19 protein-coding genes and 1 pseudogene are annotated in these 21,684 nt (G+C 66.5%); 10 read left to right on the top strand and 10 right to left on the bottom strand.

Features of this window, described 5'->3' with window-relative positions:
- Positions 1-195: 195 nt before the first annotated feature.
- The 3 genes from IEY79_RS25475 to IEY79_RS25465 form a co-directional block, all read right to left on the bottom strand.
- Positions 196-1,371, bottom strand: coding sequence for an epoxide hydrolase family protein (locus IEY79_RS25475; protein ID WP_189109915.1), 1,176 nt, complete (start codon positions 1,369-1,371; stop codon positions 196-198).
- A 137-nt stretch (positions 1,372-1,508) separates the two neighbouring features.
- Positions 1,509-1,970 carry a VOC family protein gene (locus tag IEY79_RS25470; protein WP_189109914.1) on the bottom strand — a complete coding sequence of 154 codons (462 nt, stop codon included), beginning with the start codon at positions 1,968-1,970 and terminating at the stop codon, positions 1,509-1,511.
- A complete protein-coding gene (locus IEY79_RS25465) occupies positions 1,970-2,644 on the bottom strand; it encodes a DinB family protein (RefSeq protein ID WP_189109913.1) in 675 nt (224 codons plus the stop codon). Before IEY79_RS25465 ends, IEY79_RS25470 begins: the two co-directional genes overlap by 1 nt.
- Positions 2,645-2,707: 63 nt before the next feature.
- Here IEY79_RS25465 and IEY79_RS25460 point away from each other — a divergent pair, with 63 nt between their 5' ends.
- The 6 genes and pseudogenes from IEY79_RS25460 (at position 2,708) to IEY79_RS25435 (ending at position 8,013) form a co-directional block, all read left to right on the top strand.
- Positions 2,708-3,757: a helix-turn-helix transcriptional regulator gene (locus IEY79_RS25460; protein WP_189109912.1), complete on the top strand. Its 1,050-nt coding sequence runs from the start codon at positions 2,708-2,710 to the stop codon at positions 3,755-3,757.
- 34 nt (positions 3,758-3,791) lie between these two features.
- Complete coding sequence (locus IEY79_RS25455; RefSeq protein ID WP_189109911.1) at positions 3,792-4,250, top strand: MerR family transcriptional regulator; 459 nt, start codon at positions 3,792-3,794, stop codon at positions 4,248-4,250.
- A complete protein-coding gene (locus IEY79_RS25450) occupies positions 4,216-5,208 on the top strand; it encodes an aldo/keto reductase (protein WP_229701112.1) in 993 nt (330 codons plus the stop codon). The genes IEY79_RS25455 and IEY79_RS25450 overlap by 35 nt, the downstream gene beginning before the upstream one ends.
- 90 nt (positions 5,209-5,298) lie before the next feature.
- A complete protein-coding gene (locus IEY79_RS25445) occupies positions 5,299-5,808 on the top strand; it encodes a YbaK/EbsC family protein (protein ID WP_189109910.1) in 510 nt (169 codons plus the stop codon).
- Positions 5,805-6,545: pseudogene (locus IEY79_RS25440) on the top strand (DMT family transporter); the annotation flags it as partial. The gene IEY79_RS25445 and the pseudogene IEY79_RS25440, both read left to right, overlap by 4 nt.
- Before the next feature lie 22 nt (positions 6,546-6,567).
- Positions 6,568-8,013 carry a recombinase family protein gene (locus tag IEY79_RS25435; RefSeq protein ID WP_189109909.1) on the top strand — a complete coding sequence of 482 codons (1,446 nt, stop codon included), beginning with the start codon at positions 6,568-6,570 and terminating at the stop codon, positions 8,011-8,013.
- A 127-nt stretch (positions 8,014-8,140) separates the two neighbouring features.
- Here IEY79_RS25435 and IEY79_RS25430 read toward each other — a convergent pair whose 3' ends face one another.
- The 4 genes from IEY79_RS25430 to IEY79_RS25415 all read right to left on the bottom strand — a co-directional run bounded on the left by IEY79_RS25430 (position 8,141) and on the right by IEY79_RS25415 (position 11,666).
- Complete coding sequence (locus tag IEY79_RS25430; RefSeq protein WP_189109908.1) at positions 8,141-9,544, bottom strand: replication initiator; 1,404 nt, start codon at positions 9,542-9,544, stop codon at positions 8,141-8,143.
- A 279-nt stretch (positions 9,545-9,823) separates the two neighbouring features.
- Positions 9,824-10,018 carry a hypothetical protein gene (locus tag IEY79_RS25425; RefSeq protein WP_189109907.1) on the bottom strand — a complete coding sequence of 65 codons (195 nt, stop codon included), beginning with the start codon at positions 10,016-10,018 and terminating at the stop codon, positions 9,824-9,826.
- A complete protein-coding gene (locus IEY79_RS25420) occupies positions 10,015-11,304 on the bottom strand; it encodes an FtsK/SpoIIIE domain-containing protein (protein ID WP_189109906.1) in 1,290 nt (429 codons plus the stop codon). The genes IEY79_RS25425 and IEY79_RS25420 overlap by 4 nt, the downstream gene beginning before the upstream one ends.
- Complete coding sequence (locus tag IEY79_RS25415; protein ID WP_189109905.1) at positions 11,304-11,666, bottom strand: SCO3933 family regulatory protein; 363 nt, start codon at positions 11,664-11,666, stop codon at positions 11,304-11,306. Before IEY79_RS25415 ends, IEY79_RS25420 begins: the two co-directional genes overlap by 1 nt.
- Positions 11,667-11,827: 161 nt before the next feature.
- On the opposite strand from IEY79_RS25415, the gene IEY79_RS25410 reads away from it, so the two are divergent.
- Both IEY79_RS25410 and IEY79_RS25405 read left to right on the top strand, forming a co-directional pair.
- Complete coding sequence (locus tag IEY79_RS25410) at positions 11,828-12,598, top strand: GntR family transcriptional regulator (protein WP_189109904.1); 771 nt, start codon at positions 11,828-11,830, stop codon at positions 12,596-12,598.
- A 500-nt stretch (positions 12,599-13,098) separates the two neighbouring features.
- Positions 13,099-15,531, top strand: coding sequence for a hypothetical protein (locus tag IEY79_RS25405; protein ID WP_189109903.1), 2,433 nt, complete (start codon positions 13,099-13,101; stop codon positions 15,529-15,531).
- Between the two features lie 586 nt (positions 15,532-16,117).
- Here the strand turns inward: IEY79_RS25405 and IEY79_RS25400 are convergent.
- Complete coding sequence (locus IEY79_RS25400) at positions 16,118-16,837, bottom strand: hypothetical protein (protein WP_189109902.1); 720 nt, start codon at positions 16,835-16,837, stop codon at positions 16,118-16,120.
- 1,083 nt (positions 16,838-17,920) lie between these two features.
- On the opposite strand from IEY79_RS25400, the gene IEY79_RS25395 reads away from it, so the two are divergent.
- Positions 17,921-18,586 (top strand): hypothetical protein, encoded by a 666-nt coding sequence (locus IEY79_RS25395; RefSeq protein ID WP_189109901.1) that lies wholly within the window; start codon positions 17,921-17,923, stop codon positions 18,584-18,586.
- Positions 18,587-18,908: 322 nt separating this feature from the next.
- On the opposite strand, the gene IEY79_RS25390 is transcribed toward IEY79_RS25395, so the two are convergent.
- Together IEY79_RS25390 and IEY79_RS25385 are read right to left on the bottom strand one after the other, a co-directional pair.
- Entirely contained in the window at positions 18,909-19,199 is a 291-nt protein-coding gene (locus IEY79_RS25390; protein WP_189109900.1) for a hypothetical protein, read from the bottom strand.
- 188 nt (positions 19,200-19,387) lie between these two features.
- On the bottom strand, positions 19,388-19,789 hold the full coding sequence (locus tag IEY79_RS25385; protein ID WP_308426691.1) for a hypothetical protein: 402 nt from the start codon (positions 19,787-19,789) through the stop codon (positions 19,388-19,390).
- 519 nt (positions 19,790-20,308) lie between these two features.
- Here IEY79_RS25385 and IEY79_RS25380 point away from each other — a divergent pair.
- The gene (locus tag IEY79_RS25380) at positions 20,309-21,682 is read left to right on the top strand and encodes an NsdA family TPR-like regulatory protein (RefSeq protein WP_189109899.1); all 1,374 of its coding nucleotides are present in this window, start codon (positions 20,309-20,311) and stop codon (positions 21,680-21,682) included.
- Positions 21,683-21,684 lie beyond the last annotated feature (2 nt).

Here is a 21,684-nt window from a genome sequence, read left to right as displayed (position 1 = left end):
GAGCATGCGCGCCGGGCGCCGGTGGCACCGCCGTACTCACGGCGGGACGAGCGCGCACGCAGGGCACCAGGCGCAGGCGGTCGCCGCGCGCGCTCGCGGCGGGAAGAGCGAGCGCCCAAGAGGCCCGGGGCGCCGGGGTGTCGGTGTCGTGGTGGCGCTTCGCCGGTGCGGGCCGGGGTCGTATCCGGGGCGCGTTCAGTCCAGCGCCGGCGGGCGGTACGGGCGGAAGAACGCGCGCAGTTCCTCCGCGTACAGCTCCGGCTCCTCGAACGCCGCAAAGTGACCGCCGCGCGGCGGCTCGGTCACATGCACGACATTCGCCGTGCGTTCCAGCCACGCGCGCGGCGGGCGCACGATGTCGCCGGGGAACAGCGAGAACCCCGACGGCACCTCGACCCGGCGGGCGAGCTGCGCGGGCGGAATCGCGGCGTTCGCGCCGTACATGCGCATCGACGAACCGATCGTCCCCGTCAGCCAGTAGAGCGTGACGTTCGTCAGGATCTCGTCCTTGGTGAAGCTCCGCTCGACATGGCCGTCGGAGTCGCTCCACGCCCGCATCTTCTCGACGATCCACGCGGCGAGCCCGGCGGGTGAGTCCATGAGCCCGAAGGCGGCGGTCTGCGGCTTCGTACGGTGCATGGCGGCGTACGCGCCCTCCGCCGCGCCCCAGGCCGCCGCGTTGTCGAACCAGGCGCGCTCCTCGGGGGAGAGCTCGGCCCGGTCGCCGGCGAAGAAGGGCACCCCCGCGTCCGTACGGTGCACGGCAACGATCCGGTCGGGGTGGTCGAGTGCGAGGTAGCGGCTCACATGGCTGCCGATGTCGCCTCCCGCCGCGCCGAACCGGTCGTAGCCGAGCACGCCCATGAGCTCGGCCCACAGACCGGCGACGGCGATGGAGTCGAGGGGCGGGCCCGTGGGGGCGTCGGAGTACCCGTAGCCCGGCATGTCGGGGACGACCACGTCGAACGCGTCGGCGGGGTCGGCACCGTGCGCGCCCGGATCGGTCAGGAGCGGGATGACCTTCGAGTACCGCCAGAACGAGTCCGGCCAGCCGTGGCTGAGGATCAGCGGCAGCACGGGCCCGGCCTTCGCGTCGGCCCGCACATGCGCGTAGTGGATCCCGAGGCCGCCGAGCCGGACGCGGTAGCGGGGGAAGCGGGCGAGGGCCGCCTCCTGTGCCGGCCAGTCGAATCCGTCCGCCCAGTGGGCGACGAGTTCGCGGTGGTGGGCGAGGTCGGTGCCGAGCGACCAGCCGGCGTCCTCGGGCGCGTCCGGCCAGCGCGTCGCGCGCAGCCGAGCGCGGAGGTCCTCCAGCTCGGCGGGAGAGGTCCGCGCGGTGAACGGCTCGGGGTGGGGCGGGGCGTCCGGCATGGCACGGATCCTACGGACCGGGCCAGCCCGGACCGTGCCGGACCACGCCGCGTCGCACCCGCCCACCCGGTCCGTCCCGCACAGCGCCGCCCCGCCCCCGCCCCGCCCGTCCCGTACGACGCCGGGAACGCCCGCGGTCAGTCGAGGCAGAACTCGTTGCCCTCCGGGTCCCGCATCACGATGTAACCCGTGCTCATCGGAGGCGCGGGCTCGTCGCGGCGCAGCCGCGACGCTCCCAGCGCCACGAGCCGGTCGCACTCGGCCTCCAGCGCCGCCATCCGCTCGTCCCCCTCCAGTCCGGGGGCGGCCCGTACGTCGAGGTGGACGCGGTTCTTGGCGACCTTGTCCTCCGGCACCTGCTGGAAGAAGAGCCGTGGGCCCTGCCCGTCCGGGTCCTCCAGGGCGGACCGGGTGTTGCGGTCCGCCTCCGGTACGCCGACCCGCGCGAGGAAGTCGTCCCACGCGGCCAGCGGGTCGGCACCCTCGGGCAGATCGACCCCGGGCGGGCCGGGGTGGACATAGCCCAGGACATCGCGCCAGAAGGTCGACAGCGCCTGCGGGTCGTGGGCGTCGAAGGTGATCTGGATGTGGCGGCTCATCAGGTCGCTCCGTTCGTAGGCGATTTCGTGGCCATGGCCGTGGCCGTGTTCGTGGCCGTGTTCGTGGCCGTGTTCGTGGCCGTGTTCGTGGCCGACTGCTTGGTCTTGTCCGGATAGGTGTGCAGATAGAGGTCCCGCAGCAGGCAGACCTCGGAGAGATGGTGGATCAGCTCCCGGTGGATGTGCAGGACCAACGTGGCCATCGGCGCATCCGGGTACGGCTCCTTCGCCCCCACCGGCACCCGCAGCCCGGCGTCCCCCAGGCCGGCCAGCCCGGTCCGCCAGACGTCGAGCTGTTCGTCGAGCTGCCCGAGCGCGGTGGCGGCGCCGTCCGCGTACTCCCAGGTGTCGTACGACGCGGGCGGCGCGCCGAAATGCGCCGCGTTGCGGGCCGCGAGCACGCCCACCACGACATGGCCGAGCCGCCAGGCGATCGTGGTGAAGGGCGCCGGCTCCGGCACGGGGAAGCCGTAGTCGATCGTGAGGCCCCCGGCACCCGCCCGCACGGGCGCCGTCGAGGTGCCGCGCGGCCGCACGCTCCAGGCGTCCGGCACCGGCGACCAGAAGTACTCCTCGTCGGTGAGGCCGTCCAGCCGGGCCCGGAGCTGATGGTTCCAGTGGAACTCCAACTGCTCGCGCAGCGTCCTGTTCCAGTCGAGTTCGTCTGCGTCCATGTCCCCCACCGTGACACCCCAGGCGGACAGGATCGGTCCGCCATCTCTGCCAGGCTGGCCGCCATGGATACGACGGGCGGGGCCGAGCGCGGTACGACGGAGCGGGTGCTCACGCTGCTCGGGCTGCTCCAGCGGCGGCGGATCTGGACCGGTCCCGAACTGGCCGGGCGGCTCGGGGTGACGCCGCGCACGGTGCGGCGCGATGTCGAGCGGCTGCGCGCGCTCGGCTATCCGGTCCATGCAGGTCAGGGCGTCGGTGGCGGCTATCAGCTCGGCCCGGGGCAGGAGTTGCCGCCGCTCCTCCTCGACGACGAGGAGGCCATCGCCACGGCGGTCTCGCTGCTCGCGGGCGCCGGGGGCGGCGCCGGTGGCGCGGTCGCGGGCGGCGGCGACGCCGCGCTCCGGGCGCTGACCAAGCTCGACCAGGTGCTGCCCAACCGGCTGCGGCACGAGGTGCGCGCGCTCTCCGGCTCGGTGGAGTTCTTCGGCCAGGGGGGCCGCTCGCCGGTCGACCCCGAGGTGCTCATGAAGCTGGCCCGGGCCTGCCGCGACGAGGTCGAGACCGGGTTCGGCTACCCCTCCGGGGCCGAGGTGCGGCTCCGGCGGGCCGAGCCCTACCGGCTGGTCGCCTCCGACCGGCGCTGGTATCTCCTCGCGTACGACCTCGACCGCGACGGCTGGCGCAGCTTCCGCGTCGACCGGATGACGGACGTCTCCCCCCGGACCTGGCGCTTTTCCCCCCGTGCGGCGCCCGACGCCGCGGCGTACGTGCAGGAGGGGGTGGCCAGCCGGGTCTACCCGCACCGGGCGCGCTTCCTCGTGCACGCCTCGGCCGACACGGTGCGGGACCAGCTCTCGGCGTCGGCCGCCGTCGTACGCCCCCGGGGAGACGACAGCTGCGAGGTGCTCAGCGGCGGCGGTGACCTCGACTTCGTCCTGATGCATGTGCTTCTGCTCGGGCACGAGTTCGAGGTGCTGGACCCGCCGGAGCTGAAGGGACGCGCCCGCGCGCTGGCGAAGAGACTGCGCTCGGCCGGTGCCACGACGGCGGCCCCGGTGGCGGACGGGACGCCGGCGGGCCAGGAACACCCGGGTGCCGGGCCAGGCGTTTGACCTGTAGCGCGCTACAGGTTGCACGATGAACGACATGAGCGGACCACTGCTTCTCCCCGAGGTTCCCGGCGAGGTACCACCCGACGGGCTCTCCATCGGGGAGACGGCGGCCCTGACCGGAGTCGGCGTCGAGACCCTGCGCTACTACGAGCGCGAAGGGCTGCTGCTGGATCCCGCGCCGCGCGACGCGGGCGGGCGCCGTCGCTACCGGGAGAACGACATCGCCTGGATCTCCGGGCTGGTCATGCTCCGCGAGACGGGGATGCCCATCGCGGACATGCGCGTCATCGCCGATCTCAGCCGCCGCCCCGGGACCGAGGCCGAACGCCTGGAGTTCCTGGAACGGCACCGCGAACGCGTCATCGAAGAGATGGAACGCACGAAGCGGCACCTGGCGGCGATCGACAAGAAGATCCGCGCGTACCGGCGACAGACGAAAGAAGAAGGAGAACGACCGCATGGGAACGACAATGAAGATCACGGAGCTCGGTGACGGCCTGCGGGTCTCCGCACTCGGGCTCGGCGCCATGGGCATGAGCGCCTTCTACGGCAGCAGTGACGAGAAGGAGTCCGTCGCGACGCTGCGGCACGCCGTCGACCAGGGCGTCACCTTCATCGACACGGCCGAGGCGTACGGCCCGTTCGAGAACGAGAAGCTGATCGCCCGCGCGCTCGGGAGCCGGCGTGCGGAGGTGACCCTGGCCACGAAGGCGTCCGCCGAGACGGACGACGACGGCACGGTGCACGGACGCAACGGCACCCCGGCGTACATCCACCGGGCCGCCGACAGATCGCTGCGGCATCTGGGCACCGACGTCATCGACCTGTACTACCTGCACCGCGTGGACCCGAACGTGCCGATCGAGGAGTCAGTCGGCGCGATGTCGGAGTTGGTCACGGCGGGCAAGGTCCGCCACATCGGCCTGTCCGAGGCATCCGCGGCGACGATACGCCGGGCCCACGCCGTCCACCCGCTGGCGGCCGTGCAGTCGGAGTTCTCCCTCTTCTCCCGTGACGTACTGGAGAACGGCGAGAAGGCGGTCATGGACGAACTGGGCATCGGCTTCGTCGCGTTCTCACCCCTGGGGCGCGGGGTACTCACCGGCGGCGTACGGAGTCTCGACCACCTCGCCCCGGACGACGCCCGGCGCGGCCTGCCGCGCTTCCAGCCGGAGGCGTTCGCCGCCAACCGCGCGCTCGTGGAGCGTGTCGAACTGATCGCGGCGGAGAAGGGCGTCACGCTCGCGCAGGTGGCACTCGCCTGGCTGCTCCACCAGGGAGTCGTACCGATCCCCGGCACCCGCCACCGCACCCGGCTCGACGAGAACGCCGCCGCCGTGGATGTCACGCTGTCGCCGGACGAGCACCGGCGCCTGGCGGAGGCGCTGCCGGCCACGGAGATCACCGGCGGGCGCGCGGGCGAACCCACGGTCCACGGAACGGATCGGTGAGACCGCGGCCGATGACGGCAGCGGCCGAAGTGGTCATGGCGGGTGAAACAGGCTCGCACCCGCCGTGTCGGTGGCGCTAGCGTGCCCGTCATGAGCGACCCCGGCGGCACGCCTGACACCCCGGCCCATCCTCGTTTCGTCGAGGCCCTGCGCGAACTGGGCATTGACGACCTCATCGGCGAGGTCCGCACCTTCCCCGACGCCACCCGTACGGCGGCCGAGGCGGCCGCCGCCATCGGCTGCGGGCTCAGCGAGATCGTCAAATCGCTGGTCTTCGAGGCCGACGGCGTCCCGGTCCTGGTGCTGATGGACGGCGCGTCGCGCGTCGATGTGGAGCGCGTACGGGAGGAGTTGGGCGCCGGGAAGGTCACGCGGGCGCGCGCCGATCTCGTACGGGAGACCACCGGATACGCGATCGGAGGCGTACCGCCCTTCGGCCACCGCACCAGGACGCGTGTGCTCGCCGACCGGGGCCTGCTCGACCACGACGTGGTGTGGGCCGCGGCCGGTACCCCGCACACGGTGTTCCCGATGGATCCCAAGAGCGTGGTCTCGTACGCGGGCGGCACCCTCGTGGACGTCCGCGAGCGCATGGCGTGACGCCGGCCGTCGCCGCCGCCGTCCTCCTGGCGGCCGTCACGCACGCCACCTGGAACGCGATCGCGCACACCATCAGGGACCAGCTCGTCGCCTTCACCCTGATCGCCGGCGGCGGCGCCGTGCTCGGCGCGGTCGCGGTGTGCCTCGCGCCCTTTCCGGCCGCCGGCGCGTGGCCGTATCTGATCGCCTCCGCCGTGCTGCACGTCGGCTACCAGGCCCTGCTGATGCGGTCGTTCAGCCTCGGCGACTTCGGCCAGATGTATCCGATCGCGCGCGGCACCGCGCCTCTGCTGGTGACCGTCCTGGCCGCGGTCTTCGTGAGCGAGTCACTGGACCGCTGGCAGGCGACGGGCGTCGCCGTCGCCTCGGCGGGGCTCGTCGGGGTGGCCCTGTGGGGCATGCGGAGCGCGGAGACGAAGCCGCAGTGGCCCGCGCTCCTGGCCGCGCTGGCGACGGGGGTCTCGATCGCCGCGTACACCGTCGTGGACGGGGTGGGCGTACGCGAATCGGGCACACCCCTCGGCTATATCGGCTGGCTGATGATCCTCCAGGGCTCACTGATCCCCCTGTACGCGCTGCATACCCGCCGCGGCACCCTCTTCGCCCGACTGCGCCCGCACGTGCGCCTCGGCCTGCTCGGCGCGTTCCTGTCGGTCGGTGCGTACGCCCTGGTGCTGTGGGCCCAGACCCGCGCGGCGCTCGCGCCGATCGCGGCGCTGCGGGAGTCGTCACTCATGCCTTGCTCGTACCGTATTTGTCATGAGCCGATCTAAGAGCAAGGTGAGCATCACACCCGGCGAGGACGCGGCGATCTACTGCCGGATCTCGCACGTGAAGGATGACGATCAGACGGGCGTCGACCGTCAGGAACGCATCTGCCGCGAGATCGCCGAGCGCCTTCAGTTGCGCATCGCGCCGGAACACGTCTACGTGGACAACAACCGCTCAGCCTGGCAGCGCAACCGCAAGCGTCCGGGGTGGGACGAGATGCTCAAGACCATGAGCGAAGGCACGATCCGGCATGTGATCGTCTACCACCCGGACCGGCTGATGCGACAGCCGAAGGATCTCGAAGAGCTGTTGTCCATAGCCGACGACAAACGCGTCCTGTTACACGGAGAGGCCAACCGGCGCGACTTGTCCGACCCCGACGACCGTTTCATCCTGCGCATCGAGGTCGCGCACGCATGCCGCTCGTCCGATGACACATCGCGACGGCTCAAGGATGCGTTCAAGGACATGGCCAAGGCGGGCACTCCGCATATCGGCAATCGCCCGTACGGATACACCAAGAGTGGACACGCGGTCGTCGAGGAGGAAGCCGAGATCGTGCGGGAGGTCTACCGCCGTTACCTGGACGGGGAGTCCCCCACCGCCATCGCTCAGGACCTCCACTCCCGCAAGATTCTCACGTCCAAAGAGAAGCAGTGGGAGGCGGAGAACGTACGACACCTGCTGTCCTCCAACTACGTGGCCGGCATCCGTGTTCACCAGGGCGAGGAGATAGGACCGGGATCCTGGCCCGCCATCATCGACCGTGGACAGTGGGACGAAGTACAGCAGCACCGGAAGCACCGGGCCGCGCGCATCGAGAAGGAGCGCACGCGACCCAATCGGTACTACCTCCTGCGTGGAGTAGCCACGTGCACGTGCGGCATGCGCATGGCTGGCACGAACGGCGGTAGGTACGCGTATTACCGCTGCACCCGAGCAGCGCTGAACGGCGAGCAGAAGTGCGGTCGTTCCGTATCCGCCGGGCCGCTGGAAAAGTTCATGAAGGAGGTGGCGATCAAGGGGCTCACGGAGATCGACGTATCCGGCCGCCCGCTCGTCAGCACGGTACGCCCGGAGGCCGATGTACAGGCCGAAGAGAAGGACCAGCAGAAGCTCAAAGAACTGAATCAACTCTGGCTTGCTGATGACGACTTCTCGATGAGCGAATACCAGTCGATGCGCGCCGTCATCCTCAAGAGGATCAAGGAGCGTCAGCGCAAGACTGTTCAGCGGCCCCTCGTCGTGCTCGAAGGCATCGCGGGACCGGATGCCGAGGCGAACTGGGCAGAGCTGGAGAGGAAGGAGGACTACGCCCGGATGAACGCGATCCACCGGTTCCTGTTCGCCGCCGTGATCGTGCACCCGCCCAAGACGCGGGGCCGCGGGTTCGACACTGACCGCGTCGAAGTCAAGCCGAACCCGCTCCCTTAGCGGTCAACCGGACCAGGGCCGAGGAGCCGTGCCAAGCGGGCAGCGCTCTTCGGCCCTATGCGTTTGGGGATCTTCGCCGCTTCTCGTTCAACGGCCCGTCTCCACTTCTCAGGATTCTGCCGCGCCATCAGTCCACCGCCGATCGGTTGATCTCCTCGCGGGAGATCTCGCGGTTCTGGGCGAGGTCTTCAGCGATGCCTGCGGCGATGAGGGCGGCGCCGGGGGTGTGGCCTGAGCCGACGTATCGCCAGCGGGCATCGGTGATCGCGTCGGGTTCGTCGGCGTAATCGGGTGCGGACCGTTCGTGGTCGGCGCGTTCGGAGCGCAAGGCCCCGTAAGTGGTCGAGTAGGCACGGGACTTGGTGAGGATGTGGCCCCGGTATCCGAGGGTGTGGGCCCAGGCGCGCAGGCGCAGCGGTTCCAGTTCCGGGAGGCCGCCGAGTCGCCAGCAGGCGCCCATGAGGGTACGTAGGTGAGCTGAAAGCCGTGCAGTTGTGATGTCGGTGGGGCCGGTGATCGGGTGGTCGAGGCCGACGGAGGAGTCGGCCGCTCCCTTGGTGACGTACTTCGCGACGTACGCGGCTACGGCGTCGTCGGCCAGGCCCTCGTGACCGCCGAAGGCGCGCAGCGGCCGGGCGTCGAGCTGGGCGCCCCAGCGCAGTTCGTGCTCCCCAAGGGCCGGGCTGTACGGGGAGTGAAGTCGTACGGCCGCCGCAGCGGTGCGTACCACGGTGGCGAGAACTTCGGCGGTTGCCCAGGCCGGGGGCGGGGTGCCGGGACCATCTGCGCCGTCGAGTCGGACCACGGCGTGGACGTGGACAGCCGCGCGCCTTTGGTACTCGGCGACTTTGGCGTAGGAGATGCGCACGGTGCGGCGCAGGCCGCTGCGGGTGTGACCGGTGCGGGCGGCGAGGTGGTGGTAGAGGTTGTCCGTGAACGCCTTCCACAGCCGTCCGGCGTGCGCGTGCCACAGGACATGGGCCGGGTAGTCGTAGCAGCCGGAACAGAGCGGTTGCCCGACGAGATGGTCAGTCGCCTCGTGGGTGGCCGGGCAGCCGGGTGAGCGTCCGTGCTCGCAACGGTCGACGTGACGGCGGGGTCGGCATCGTTCGCCGTCTTCGGTGGCGCGGTGGACGGGGCCGAAGGAGGGGGCCGTCAGGGTGAGGAACAGTCGGGGCCGTTCCCGTACGTCCGCCGGTACGGATTTGCCGCCGACGAGTCCGGCGCGGACAAGGTGGAAGGTGTCGCCAGCGTGGAGCCGTGAGCAGGGGGCACACACTGTTACCCGGCGGTTGCGGCAGCGGATGAGGAGTCGCTCACCGGGCTCGCCAGCGGTGCTGTAGTGGTGCAGGATCTCGCCCGTACCGCCGTCGCGAGTGGTGGTGGCGCCGGTGAGATGGATCGGATGAGCACAGCCACCAGTAGCGGCTACTTGCTCCATCCAGCGGCCGAACCGGGGGCCTTGGACGAGGTTGATCAGGTCTTGGTCGACTTCGGAGAGCTGACGCAGACGCGCCGCGCGGTCGAGCACGGCGCGTCTGTCAGCCGAGGGATTCTCGGCGGGGATGGTGGTGACCTCCCGGGTTGGGCCGCCGTAGCGGCACGGGCAGTTGTGGTTGGGTGGGATTCGTCCATGGAGATCACTCCCGGTTCGTCAGTGGGTGGTGGGGGGTGGGTCAGCGGATGGTGCCGGTGCCCCGGCAGCAGCGGCAGCGCCGCCGGTGGCCGGTACGGGTCTTGCGGTAGCGCTCGCCCTTACAGATCGGGCAGCGGACACGGCGCATGGGCATGGTCTGGTGCCTCCCAGTTCTCAGGTGCGGGTGAAGCCGGAAAGGAACCAGTTCACGAGGCCATCTGCGGTGAAGAGCGCCGGCGTCTGACCCAGGTACATGCCGAACAGGGCGATCAGTACCGCTTCCCACCACCGCACCTCGCGGGAGCGGACCAGGAGCACGGTGGCCAGTCCGAAGATGACCATCAGCGGCAGTGCGACCGACTCACTCATGCGGTGGTACCTCCGTTCAGGTGCGGCAAATGCGGAGTCAGGTGGGCGAACTCTGCCGCCGTTTCCTGTACTTCTGCGGGAGTCGTGAGATGGGACCGGCCACGCATCCAGCCGCCCAAGTCCCCTGCGGTGACGGCAACGCCTTGCTCTGTCTCGCCGATCGATTGGGCGACGACGACGGCGTCCTTGTTGAGGTCGCCGAGTGTCATTTCCGCTGTCCCGGGGTCGTTGACGCGGTGACAGACTCGGCCACTCAACTGGGCCCGCAACGCGGTGACTCCAGGTCCGAGGTCAGAGCCGACCCGCTGCCCCGCCACCACCAGGTGAACACCGAGCGCCGCGCCGAGTTGGGCCAGTCGCAGGAGGTAGGTCGAGCACTGCTCGGCCTCTGCCCGCTGCTCCTTACTGCCGTTGGTCAGGTACAGCTCTGCCAACTCGTCCACGATGACCACGACCGGTACGGGCCTAAACTTCTCGGGGAGGTCCCATATCGACCGGGCGCCCGCCGTACGGCAGCTCTGCATGCGTCCCTGCATGTCGGTGACGAGGTGGCCGAGGATGGTGACGGCTTCACTGCGGGAGGTGGCCAGGGCTGACAGGCGCGATTCCACGAGCCCTAGTTCCATGCCGCCCTTGCAGTCGATGCCGACCAGGGCGACTGGTTGTGGGGCGAGTTGGGTGACGAGCCGGGCGATCAGGCTGGACTTACCCGACTGTGTCGCGCCGACGATCAGCCAGTGCGGGACCTGCCGGAAGTCCATCACCCAGGCCCGTCCGCTCTCCAGGGCTCCGACCACCGCCGACAGCAGCGCGGCGGGTGCCGCCACGGCCGGACGGCCGGGATGCTCCAAGGGGTCATTGGCCGTTGCCGAGATGAGGACCAGGCCACGTTCGGGTGAGATGACGCGTACCGCGTGTATGCGCCATGAATGGGCGAAGGCGTCGGCCGCCGCCAGGAAGGGGGCCGGAGTCTGCCCTGCTCGGAGTCGGACGGTCAGTTCCAGACCGTTCGGTGTGGGGCGGGGGAAGGAGCAGCGCGGCGTGAGGGTTCGCAGTGGTTCACCCCTGACGGCTAGGCCGCCCACGATGTGGTGGTTGGGCTTGTGGGAGACCGTCAGGTCGTTGACGTAAGCCACCTTGCGCCAGGTGAGCATCACCAGGAGGGCGGTGCGGGGGTAGCCGGTCAGGTACCAGTGCCAGTCCGATCGCCGCTGTTGCACCTCCTTGCCGATGACCAGCAGCCAGGCCAGCAGCACGAGGCAGAAGGCGAGCAGGATCGGTCCCATCAGGCCCCACCACCCTTGCCAGCAGGTCCGGCAGGTGTCGTGCCGCTGGCCGGTACGGGGGTGATGGCGGCGGCGCGGAAGCTGATTCCGTGCCGGTCGCCCATGGCCCAGGAGAAGGCGTCGAGGCCGGTCACACGTACCTCTGCGCCTTCGACAACTCCCTTGGGCTCTCCGGTGACGGAAATCTCGATCACCGAGACGCGGCGCCCTTCCTGGCGGACCGTCACGGCGACGCTGTAGATGGTGTTGCCTTCCTTGTCCCTCTTGACCTCCTTGGTTTCGAAGTCCGCGATCTTGGGTTCGGGTCCGACGGCGCACCGCAGTACGCCGAGCCGGGATGTGTCCACAGGTATGGACTGCATGAAGGTAGGACCTCCTCGGTCAACAAGACATCACGTGACGTCACTCGTACTTACGAGTTGAGAGTGTGCATGTCTTGACCGAGAAGCGCAACCACTTATGCTTACGAGTGACGTCAGCTCACGTCATGATGGTCCACAACAGTTGACGAGGAGAGCCCGGCATGGGAGAGATCCAACGACCCGGCGCGCTATACCAGCAGGTTGCCGCCGAGATCCGCAGCGGCATCAGCACAGGCGAGTACACCCCCGGAGCCCCGCTCCCCTCGGAAGCCCAGCTCATCGACCGCTACCGGGTCAGCAGGCCCACCGTCCGCAAGGCCATCGCCGCACTCCGCGCGGAAGGGCTCATCGAGGTCATCCACGGCAAGGGCAGCTACGTCCGGGCCGTCCCCGCCCCAGCGGTCACCATCGAACGGACCATCACCCGCAGCGGCAAAACCTTCCGCACCGGCCACCACCAGTGGCAGCAAGCCGAAGCCCCGACGGTCTACCGCACCACCACAACAGCCACCACAGGCCCGCTGCTCGAACTGGCCGAAGGCGAAGCCCTGTTCGCCGTCGACCGCCTACTGACCGACCCGGACACCGAGACCCGCGCCCTGCACCGCATCCTCATCCCGTTCGCCACCGCGGACCAGGTCAAGCAGCTCGCCGAAGCCCCGGACACCGAACCGGAACAGATCTACGCCCTACTCACCAAGGCCGGCCACACACTCACCTGGCACGAAACCGTCAGCGCCCGCATGCCCCTGCCCGACGAACGCACCGCACTCCACACCCCCGACGCAACCCCGATCATCCACACCACCCGCACCACCCACGGCAACGACCAACACCCGCTGATCCTCGAAGAACTCCGCGCAGGCGCCGACCGCACCCAACTCGCCTACCACATCACCGCCGACAGCCCCCGCACACTCCACACCGTCTGAACCGAGCGCCGCGCGAACTGTCGAAACCTGTCTCTACTTACTCAAGGCGCCTCGCTCCGCTCGCCGCGCGCTCCCCGGCTCCCCGCCGGGCCCCGCCGCTCCTGTCTCCGCCCCGCTCCGGGCCCCGGCTACGCCGGTCGCGCGACTGAGGAGCGCACGCCACTGGTCGGGAGAAACCCTCAGTGGCTGGGGCGGTCGGCTCCACGGCTTTAGCCACCTCCCCGGTCCGGGTCCCGCGTCGAGCAAGACCAGGGGGCCACTCGACCACATTCCGGGCAGGGGCACAGCCTGCCCGAGTTGCCGACCAGCGTACGGCCCCCTGATCATGCCCGACCCCAAACCAGGCAGGCCACCGGCCAAACCCGCTCCACCAACCTAGGGCGCAACTCATCGGACGGGAATCGTTGAACCCGTGGCACATAGCGTTACGTTGCTGGATGATTGCGGACCAGAAGGACGCGCGACGAGCGAGCGACCGATCTCTGGGCCAGGGGGCACACATGGATCCTTACGCAAACGCAAGGGAAGAACTTCACGGTCTTCTGAACTCTCCCACCGTCGGCAGCGGAGCAAACGAAGACACAACTCGACTTCATTTGATTGATGCGCTGCTTTTCAATTGCCTGGGTTGGAGCCCTCAAGAAGCCGTCACCGAGGATCATCACAACGGATCCTATGTCGACTACTTGATTGGTAAGCCGGCAGCCCAATTCATTCTGGAAGCCAAAAAAGAAGGGATCGCGTTCGACCTCCCCCCTGGAATCGCCGGTCGGCACGCCATTTCTGTACCGACCCTGATGGAAGATGAAAATACGGCGAAGGCAATCCGCCAAGTCCTAGGCTACTGCCAAGAACGCGGCATTCCAATTGGAATCATTTCAAACGGGCATCAGCTCGCCGCCTTCTTTGCATCCAGGCAGGATGGCGTGCCACCTTTGAAAGGAAACGCCTTAGTCTTCAGCTCGCTCCAAGAGATGCATGACGATTTCCAAACCCTCTGGGGTCACCTCTCTAAACCAGCGTTCGCCACGCGCAGCTTGCAAAGATATCTACTAGCGAAAAAACCTCAGGTTCTTGCTCCCGAAAAACTCGCCAACTCCATCAATAACTATCCAGGCTTCAGGCGCCGCACCGAGCTCGAAACTGACCTCAAAATGCTTGGCCAGCTTTTCATTCAGGACCTTGAGCATGAGAAACAGATCTCGGACGAATTTGTCAAGGATTGCTACTGCGCCAGCGGGGCGCTGTCTCAATATTCAATGGTGAGCAGGGAAGTACTCAGAGCCCGCTATGCATCCGTGGCTGAAAATGTGCCAGGAGGCATCGAACAGGCCACCGCAAAGAAGGGAATAAATCCAAAGCTGACAACTGACATGGTCACTGCCGCGCTTAGTCGGCGCCCCATTATCCTTCTAGGCGATGTAGGGGTGGGGAAGAGCATGTTTCTGCGCCACTTGATCAGGGTGGACGCAAAGGAGGTACTCGCTAAATCAATCATTCTCTACGTCGACTTCGTAAGAGAACCGGTATTCGTCACAGACCTACCTATGTACATTACGGAACGCATGACGGAGCAACTGGAAACCGGGCATCAGATCGATATCCAAGAGCGAGGTTTCGTACGCGCGGTATACAACAAGGAAATCAATAAATTCAAGCGGACAATCCTTGGGGACGAATCAGACCCGACTGAATACAGGAAGCATGAACTCATAATGCTGACAGGTCATCTGTCGAACGAGTTCGAGCACTTGCGACGATCACTGGAACACATCAAGGCGACTTCGGGAAGGTCGCCGCTTGTGATTCTCGATAACATCGACCAACGCCCGCCAGAATTCCAGGAGAGTATTTTTGAGTCTGCACACTCAATTGCTGATTCATGGCCGGGAACAGTATTTGTTTCAATCCGCCCGAGCACCTTCTTTCAGTCTCGCGCGCACGGGGCCTTGGCCGCATATCAAACGCGGGTCTTCACAATCGCCCCAGCAAGGACGGATCAGGTTGTATCCAAGCGCCTTGAATTCGCGCGCAACAAGGTGATCGAATCGGGCGCGGACGGCGCATTTCCGAATAACCTGTCCATTAACGATAGTGACTTGATTGCCTACCTAGATGCCCTCATCAGGGCGTTCAAAATCGACGAAGAGCTGAAATCTTTAATCGACAACATGAGCGGAGGGAACACTCGGACAGCATTGCTCTTCTTGTTCACTTTCATAGGGAGTGGATACGTCTCGACACAGCGCGTTCTCGATGTCGCCGAGGGCGGAAGAGTTTACAAAGTGCCCATGCACGAGTTTATCCGGGCGATCGTATTTGGCGACTACGATTACTTCAACCCTGAGGCTAGTGCGGTATGCAATCTATTCGACATCACGACGAACGACGGGCGCGAGCATTTTCTTTTGCCTAGTATTCTGGCTCATGTTCAGCGCAGCGCGGAGAGCGCAGGCAGTGACGGCCTTGTTCCTGCGGTCAGCATTTATTCATTCGGCCAAGGGCTCGGATTTTCTCAAGAGCAAGTTGGCGCTCAGCTAGACAGGGCCACAAAGGGGAACTTGTTGGTATTTTCCGATGCGCTAGATGGAGGGTCATATAGACCCACAAGTGTCGGAAGTTACCTCTATCGAAAAATGATTCACTCGTTCAGCTATGTCGACGCGATGATCGTTGACACTCCAATCGTAAACCCAAGCGTCCGCCGGGGCATCGGGGATGTACACAGCATTAAAGAGCGCCTACAGCGAGCCAAGGCATTCCGTGCATACCTGGATTCCCAGTGGACTCCGCTAGAGACTGCAACAGGCGAGCTACCGTTTCGCTGGAACGAAGTCAGTGCGATCCTTAGTGCCGAGATCGCAGATGCAGAGAGAAAGGCCGATGCCGCTATACAGAGAAGGGCCGATTCATCTTCAAATTTTTGGAATTAAGAATTGGCTCAGAGCTCTCACACGTGGGTCACTGGTGCTTGATTCTCGGCCAGTTATCGCATCAGGTTTCGTCCTACCGCTGCGACCGGCCCATTGCTCACCGCCGGGTCCCGCCGCTCCTGTCTCCGCCCCGCTCCGGGCCGCCGGCTACACCGGTCGCGCGACAAGAGCGAACGCCAGTGGTGGGGAGAAACCCTCGGTGGCTGGGGCGGCCAGCTCCACGGCTTTAGCACCTGCCCGGCTCGGGGCCCGCGTCGAGCACTGCCCCTGTGGGGCCGCCGCGAACGGGGCGGCCCCACAGGCGTTCTGTAAGGGGTTAGGACCCCGGGTGCAAAGGCACGCCCTGGGGCGCGTCCCTGTTCTCCTCTGCGGAGCGATCCGCAAGGAGCCGCCAGAGCCGACGGCGGAGCGCGGCGACGAGCCGTGCCTTGAGCCGAGCCGTTGACGATCGAACGTGGCGGATGAGTCGCCGGCCCCTGTCGGCGTACCACGACGCCAGCACCGGGAGGCTCAACGCCACCCATCCGAGCAGCAGGTAGATCACGAAACACCTCATGCGAGTCTTTGAGCCCTCGCCACGAGATGGCTACGCGACGAGGGCGAAGTTGGTTGGTCCGGGGAAGGACCTGACTCCTGGGGCTCGTGGGATGACCGGCACGGCCAGCCGGAGGACACCGCAAGGGGATGTGCCGGTGGGGGGTGGCGCCGCGAAGTGGCCGAAGTAGCGGGCGAAGCCGGTGAGGACGCTCACGGTCAGTTCTAGCAGGAAGTCTGCGAGTGCCCGTGCGTTCCGGAGACTGCGTGAGACTTGTTCGGCGTTGGCGGCTTCGATTGCGCGTGAGAGTCCACAGAGTGCCTGCCCCAACCGTTCAGCGAGCAGACGGAGAAGAACAGCTCTCTTGCGGTCGCCCAGACGATGCTGCCCGTCAGCAATCCAGTTCGAGCCGAACGAGGGCGCAGGGTTGAAACCGTAGCGCAACCCTCCGGTGATGGACGACCAGCCGTTCTGCTCTTCTGCCGTCCGGAGGAGGTAGAGGGTGAGGTCTCGCGCCGAACTGTCAGTGACGACAGGTTCGTCACCGGCGAAGGCGTTGGGCTCGTCACTGAGCCAGTCGGCGACGAGGCGAGCGTAGTAATAGCTCTTTGCCTCAATTAGGATTGTTTGCGGGGCGGACCACACGACGTCACCCCACTCCGGCGCCGACGTTTGCGTGGGCTGGAGTTGATCGTGAAGAACTTGCTCCATCGCGATGATCGCGAACGCCTCAACCGGTGTCGGTGGCGATGGGACGCGATCGTGGCTCACAGGAGGCAGAGTACGCGATCCGCTGCCACTACACGCGCTCATGCTGGACCTGGTCGCAACACGGGGCACCGACACCCTGATCCGTCAGACAGGCGAATGACTCTTCCCCGGGCGGAACGCGGGGCAGCTGATCAACGAGTCACAGCTGCTGCGATGCCTTCGCGCGGCCGATACCAGAACGCGGCAGGGGCGAAATACCGCCCTGTTCGCGCTCGCCCAGCAGGTGCCCCGCTGGGCTCCTGGCCAAGATGCTCGGTGCATGTCAGCGTGGCCATCGCCCGGCAGCGCGAGTGGCGGAGACTGGATGGGGTACGCCGCCGACGTTGCCGCCCGTTCAGCGAGCCGCGCCCGACCAGAGACCGCTAGCAGGCCCACCCCGCCACGTCCGCCAGCAAGCCGTTGCAGCGAGGTAGGGCCGCGAGGCCGTTGGAGGCTCAGAGTGAGTGAGCCCTTTGTGTAGTGAGGTCTGTCAATCATCGCGGCGCGACCGTGGATCATCACCGTGATCGTCATCGTCGGGGGCACCTGGGAACGGGCGCCCGATGTCATCAGCGCGTACGCGAACGTTCTCGGCCTCGCGTCGGCACTTGCATACGGCGTACAGCAGCGGAGTACAGCAACCGCAGCAACCGTCCCCGCCCAGCAGGGCCCATCGGAGACCGCGAGGCGACCTGTATGACCGCCACCGACCGATCTCTGTAGAGCTACGGATCAGAAGGTTGCCGCCGTAGGTGTCGAAACACGTCGCCACTTACAACAAGGCGCCCCGCTCCGGGCCCCGGCTACGCCGGTCGCGCGACGGAAGAGCGAACGCCAGTGGTGGGGAGAAACCCGATGTGGCTGGGGCGGTCGGCTTCACGGCTTTAGGCAGCCACCATGGGGCGAGCCTCTAAGATCGGGGCCCACATCGGGCTATTGCGGGCAGGTCCAGGGACTGCCCGATTCGCGGCAAGCGTACGGGCCCCGATCTCTCGCCCCACGGCAGCTCCCGCCCAAAGCCGTTACGCCGCCCAGGAGTTATGGCAGCACCTCACCGGTGGCGCCCCCCCGGAGTCGAGGTCGTTGCTTATATGCTCATCTGCTATGACATCGCAAGAAGGTGGCCAGACACCCGACACTTCATCTGATGACGACGAGGCCGCTTCTAGTACGACGCCTCTGAATACGCCAGCAGGCGGCGACGATAACAACTCGGCTGCTACTCAAGCTTCCAGCGGGGCGAATGCCAGCGGCACGCACGATGAACGTCGTTTGATCATGCTCGGCTTCGGCGTAGCCTTGATTGGAGCCGTTATTGGCGGCGGCTTCTCCTATCTGGGGGCATGGCACCAGTCTCGGACTCAACTAGAAGCCCAAGAAGCGCAAGGTCGAGAGGACCGGAAGAAGGAAGATCGAGAGAAACGGGCCGAGGTCTACGAGGGCTTCCTTGGAGCTGCCGACATTTTCGCGGTGAAAACGAACGGAATAATAACTGACTGCAATGACGGCAAGTGTTCACCGGACTGGCACGCCTGGCAGACGTTACGCGCGGAATATCAGGGAGCACTTAACCAAGTTTGGGTTTACGGAAGTGACGAAGCGGTTACCCAAACCGGTCGCATTTCTGCTGCCCTACCAAAATCTCTCTGGGAGCCGAACGCCGATGAACTGCACCTGACCTTCGAGTCCGCAAATTTCAGGACTGCCTATCAAGGTTTCCAATCTTTGATGTGCAGGGAGCTTCCCGCGAGCCCGCGTACCGCCTGTTAGGGCGGCGCACCCGAGGTCCAGGGACGCCGCACCCCGCCGACGCTGGTGACAACCGCTATGATCGTCGCTGCCCAATGCGGTTAGAGCTACGAATCTGAAGGCGTGCCCGATCCGTGCCCGACAGGTCGGTAAACCACGGTCAACAGCGGGTACCGGGAAGAGTCAAGGCTTCGCCCTGGTACCCGTTGCCGCTGGTCAAGACGCCAACAACGTCCAGAAACGCGGTGATTCCCAAGCTCAGGGCTTGGCGGACTACCTGGTGTGCTTCCGTGAGCTTGTCAGCGGCACGCCGAATGTTCCGTGTATCAGTCCCGGTCGCTTCTCATCCGGCGTTACGCAACTTTGTCGCCGTGACGCGGGCCAGCATGGCGATCTCGCGGGCTGTCTCGGGAGTTAACTCCAGTCGCAACATGCCCGATCCGTCTGCTGAGGCGTTGGCGCGGAGTTGGGCGCCGGTCGTGTCGATGCCTGCCATTGTCAGGGCGTCGGTCAGTTCTGTCAGGGCTTGGGTTGCGTCCCGCCAGCCGGCCACGTAGTTGACGCCACGGACCCAGAGGACTGCGTCAGGGTCCAGGTCGTCAGCGTCGAATCCGTCGTCCCCGGTGCTGTTCATCTCCACAAGTCCCTTTCCCCGCAGGCTGGCTGACCATTGACCGTGTCCGGCCATGCCGCATGAAGGCACGACGACGGCCCCGGTACCATCGGCACCGGGGTTCGTGATCGTTAGAGAGCGGTCCCCAGCCGGACCACCCCAGTTGCTTCCAGGCGCGGGGGTGGTCCGGTGTTGTGTGAGCGGTGGACTTACGGGTCGGAGACCAGATGAGAGCCGGGCCCGTCTGTCGTTTCGGTGGGGCGCGTGTGGCCGGGTTCGTCTTGGCGACCCTCGGCCACGGTCACAGCGTCTTCCGGTTCGTCATCCTCGTCAGATGCCGGGAGGCGAGATCCTCTGCTCTCCGCCACCCGTAGCGCGTCGTGCAGGGCCTCACTCAGTCGCCTGCTCAGGAAGCGCAGCTCTCGGGTGCTGACCGCGTTGTCCCGGAGCATCGCCGCCGCATGGTCGAGGAGGGTTTCGCCCGTCCGGAGCTGGACCTCTTCCATCTCGTTGGCCAGCGTGGACAGGTAGCTTTGGCCGTCGTCCGTGACCAGGTAGGAGCGTTGCCCGTCCTCGCCAGGCCACGGGAGCAGTCGTGCTTGTGTGCTCACGTCGACACCGCCAACGTGTGGACAGCGCACCGCAGCCCCGCTTGGCAGCGGCATTCGTGTCGTTCGAGCCGGCGCTCATGCGCCAAGACGTACGGCCGGATCAGTCGGACATCTTCGCCGCGCATCATGGGCCAGACGTACGGGGCACGCACGCGAGGCAACGCCATCGTCGGTGCATCCGCTGGACGGCTGACAGGGGGCGCACTCACGGCGCGGTGGTGGCCGGGCGGGGGCAGTAACAGGCTGATCAGCCGCTCGAAAACCCTGCCGATATGGTTCCGCATGTCGACCTGCTTTCACCAGGTAGGCCATGCCCCGGGGTGCCGTCACGCACCGCCGGGGTGTCTTGTCTCGACAGTCAACGACCGTCTTTAGCCAGGCGGCAGCGTTCACAGGGGGGTTCGTGTGCACACCGGGGTTCGGGAGGTTCGGACCAGGGGGTTCACGATGAACCCCCATTGGCGAAAACTGCTGTGACAGGATGAACACTTGACGTGATGTCGGGGGTGACAGCAGAGCGTGAGCAAAGACCCGAACCATCAGTTGGCCGCTGTCATGGCGGAGGCCGGAGCCTCAAACAAAGGGCTGGCCAAGAGAGTTCGCGAAGTGGCTCAGCGCCACGGCGACCGCTTAGGTACCACGCACGTCGCTGTTCAGCGGTGGTTGGACGGTGGCGGTATTCAGCGTGAGACCGCCGGGTACGTGGCCGAAGCGCTGAGCGACAAGCTCCGACGGAAGATCACGCCGAAGGATCTGGGGTTCCCCGGTGCAATGCCGGCGCTGGTGTCCGTGGGCGCCACCCGTTACTCCGGTTCCCTGGCCGAGACGCTGAGCACCTTGGAAACCCTGACGCATCAGCGACCGGAGGACGGACCGGGTGACGAAGCCCCGTCGCTCGACAGCGATGTGAACTCGGCTGCTCTGTCATGGCTCGTCTCGCGCCCGGACGGCTTGCCCACGGAAGCGCCTGCGACACGCCGAGTCGGTATGCGTGACGTCGCCGCGATCCGCACCGCCGCCGGATTCTTCATGCAGCTGGACTTCCAGTTCGGCGGTGGCCACGCGCACAAGGCATTCCGCCACTACTTCCGCGAAGACGTACTTCCCTTGCTGAGCGCCAGCTACAGCGCCAAGGTCGGGGAGGCCCTCTTCCAGGCGGCATCGGAGATGTCCCAGCTCCTCGCGTGGAGCGCGTACGACAGCGGCAACCATGCCCTGTCCGACCGCTACATGATGTCGACCCTCCGTCTGACGCAGGTAATCGGCGACCGCGTGATGGGCGCCCGCATCCTGACGAACATGAGTCACCAGGCCAACTACCTTGGCCAGGCACCTCGCGCCGTCATGCTCGCCCGCGCCTCAGTGGAAGGCGGACGAGCCGCCGCGACACCACGCGCCATGGCCTTGTTCTCCGCGCATGAGGCTCGCGCGCTCTCCACTGCGGGGGATCACAAGGGCGCCGGCCATGCGATGAACGAGGCGGAGCGATTCTTCGAGCGCGGCGACAGCGCCGAGGACCCTGAGTGGCTGTCGTACATGGACGAGGCCGAGTTGATCGGCGAGTTCTGCCACTGCTTCCGGGATCTCGGACAGGGGCCCGATGCTGTCCGGTTCGCCGAGCGCGCCGTTGAACTGACCGATCCCAAGTACGCCCGCACACTCGGCTTTTGCCGCATGGTTCTCGCTCAGAGCCAGCTACTCAATGGCGACCTTGAGGCCGCCGTGACAACCGCCGGCCTTGCCGTCGAAGCAGGCGACGCCCTCCAGTCCGCGCGCTTTCAGCGGTACGTGAGCGACTTCCAGCGTGAGGTGTCGGTTCACGCGCACAACCCCGTCGTGCAGCAGTTCAACGGGGAGCTGCAAGCCGCGATGCAACGCCTGGACGACGAGTAGGC

It is taken from the genome of Streptomyces camponoticapitis (genome assembly GCF_014646115.1).
GTDB classification, from domain to species: Bacteria; Actinomycetota; Actinomycetes; order Streptomycetales; family Streptomycetaceae; genus Streptomyces; species Streptomyces camponoticapitis.
The sequence above is the reverse complement of the archived record's forward strand: the minus strand, read 5'-3'. Positions and strand labels throughout refer to the sequence as shown.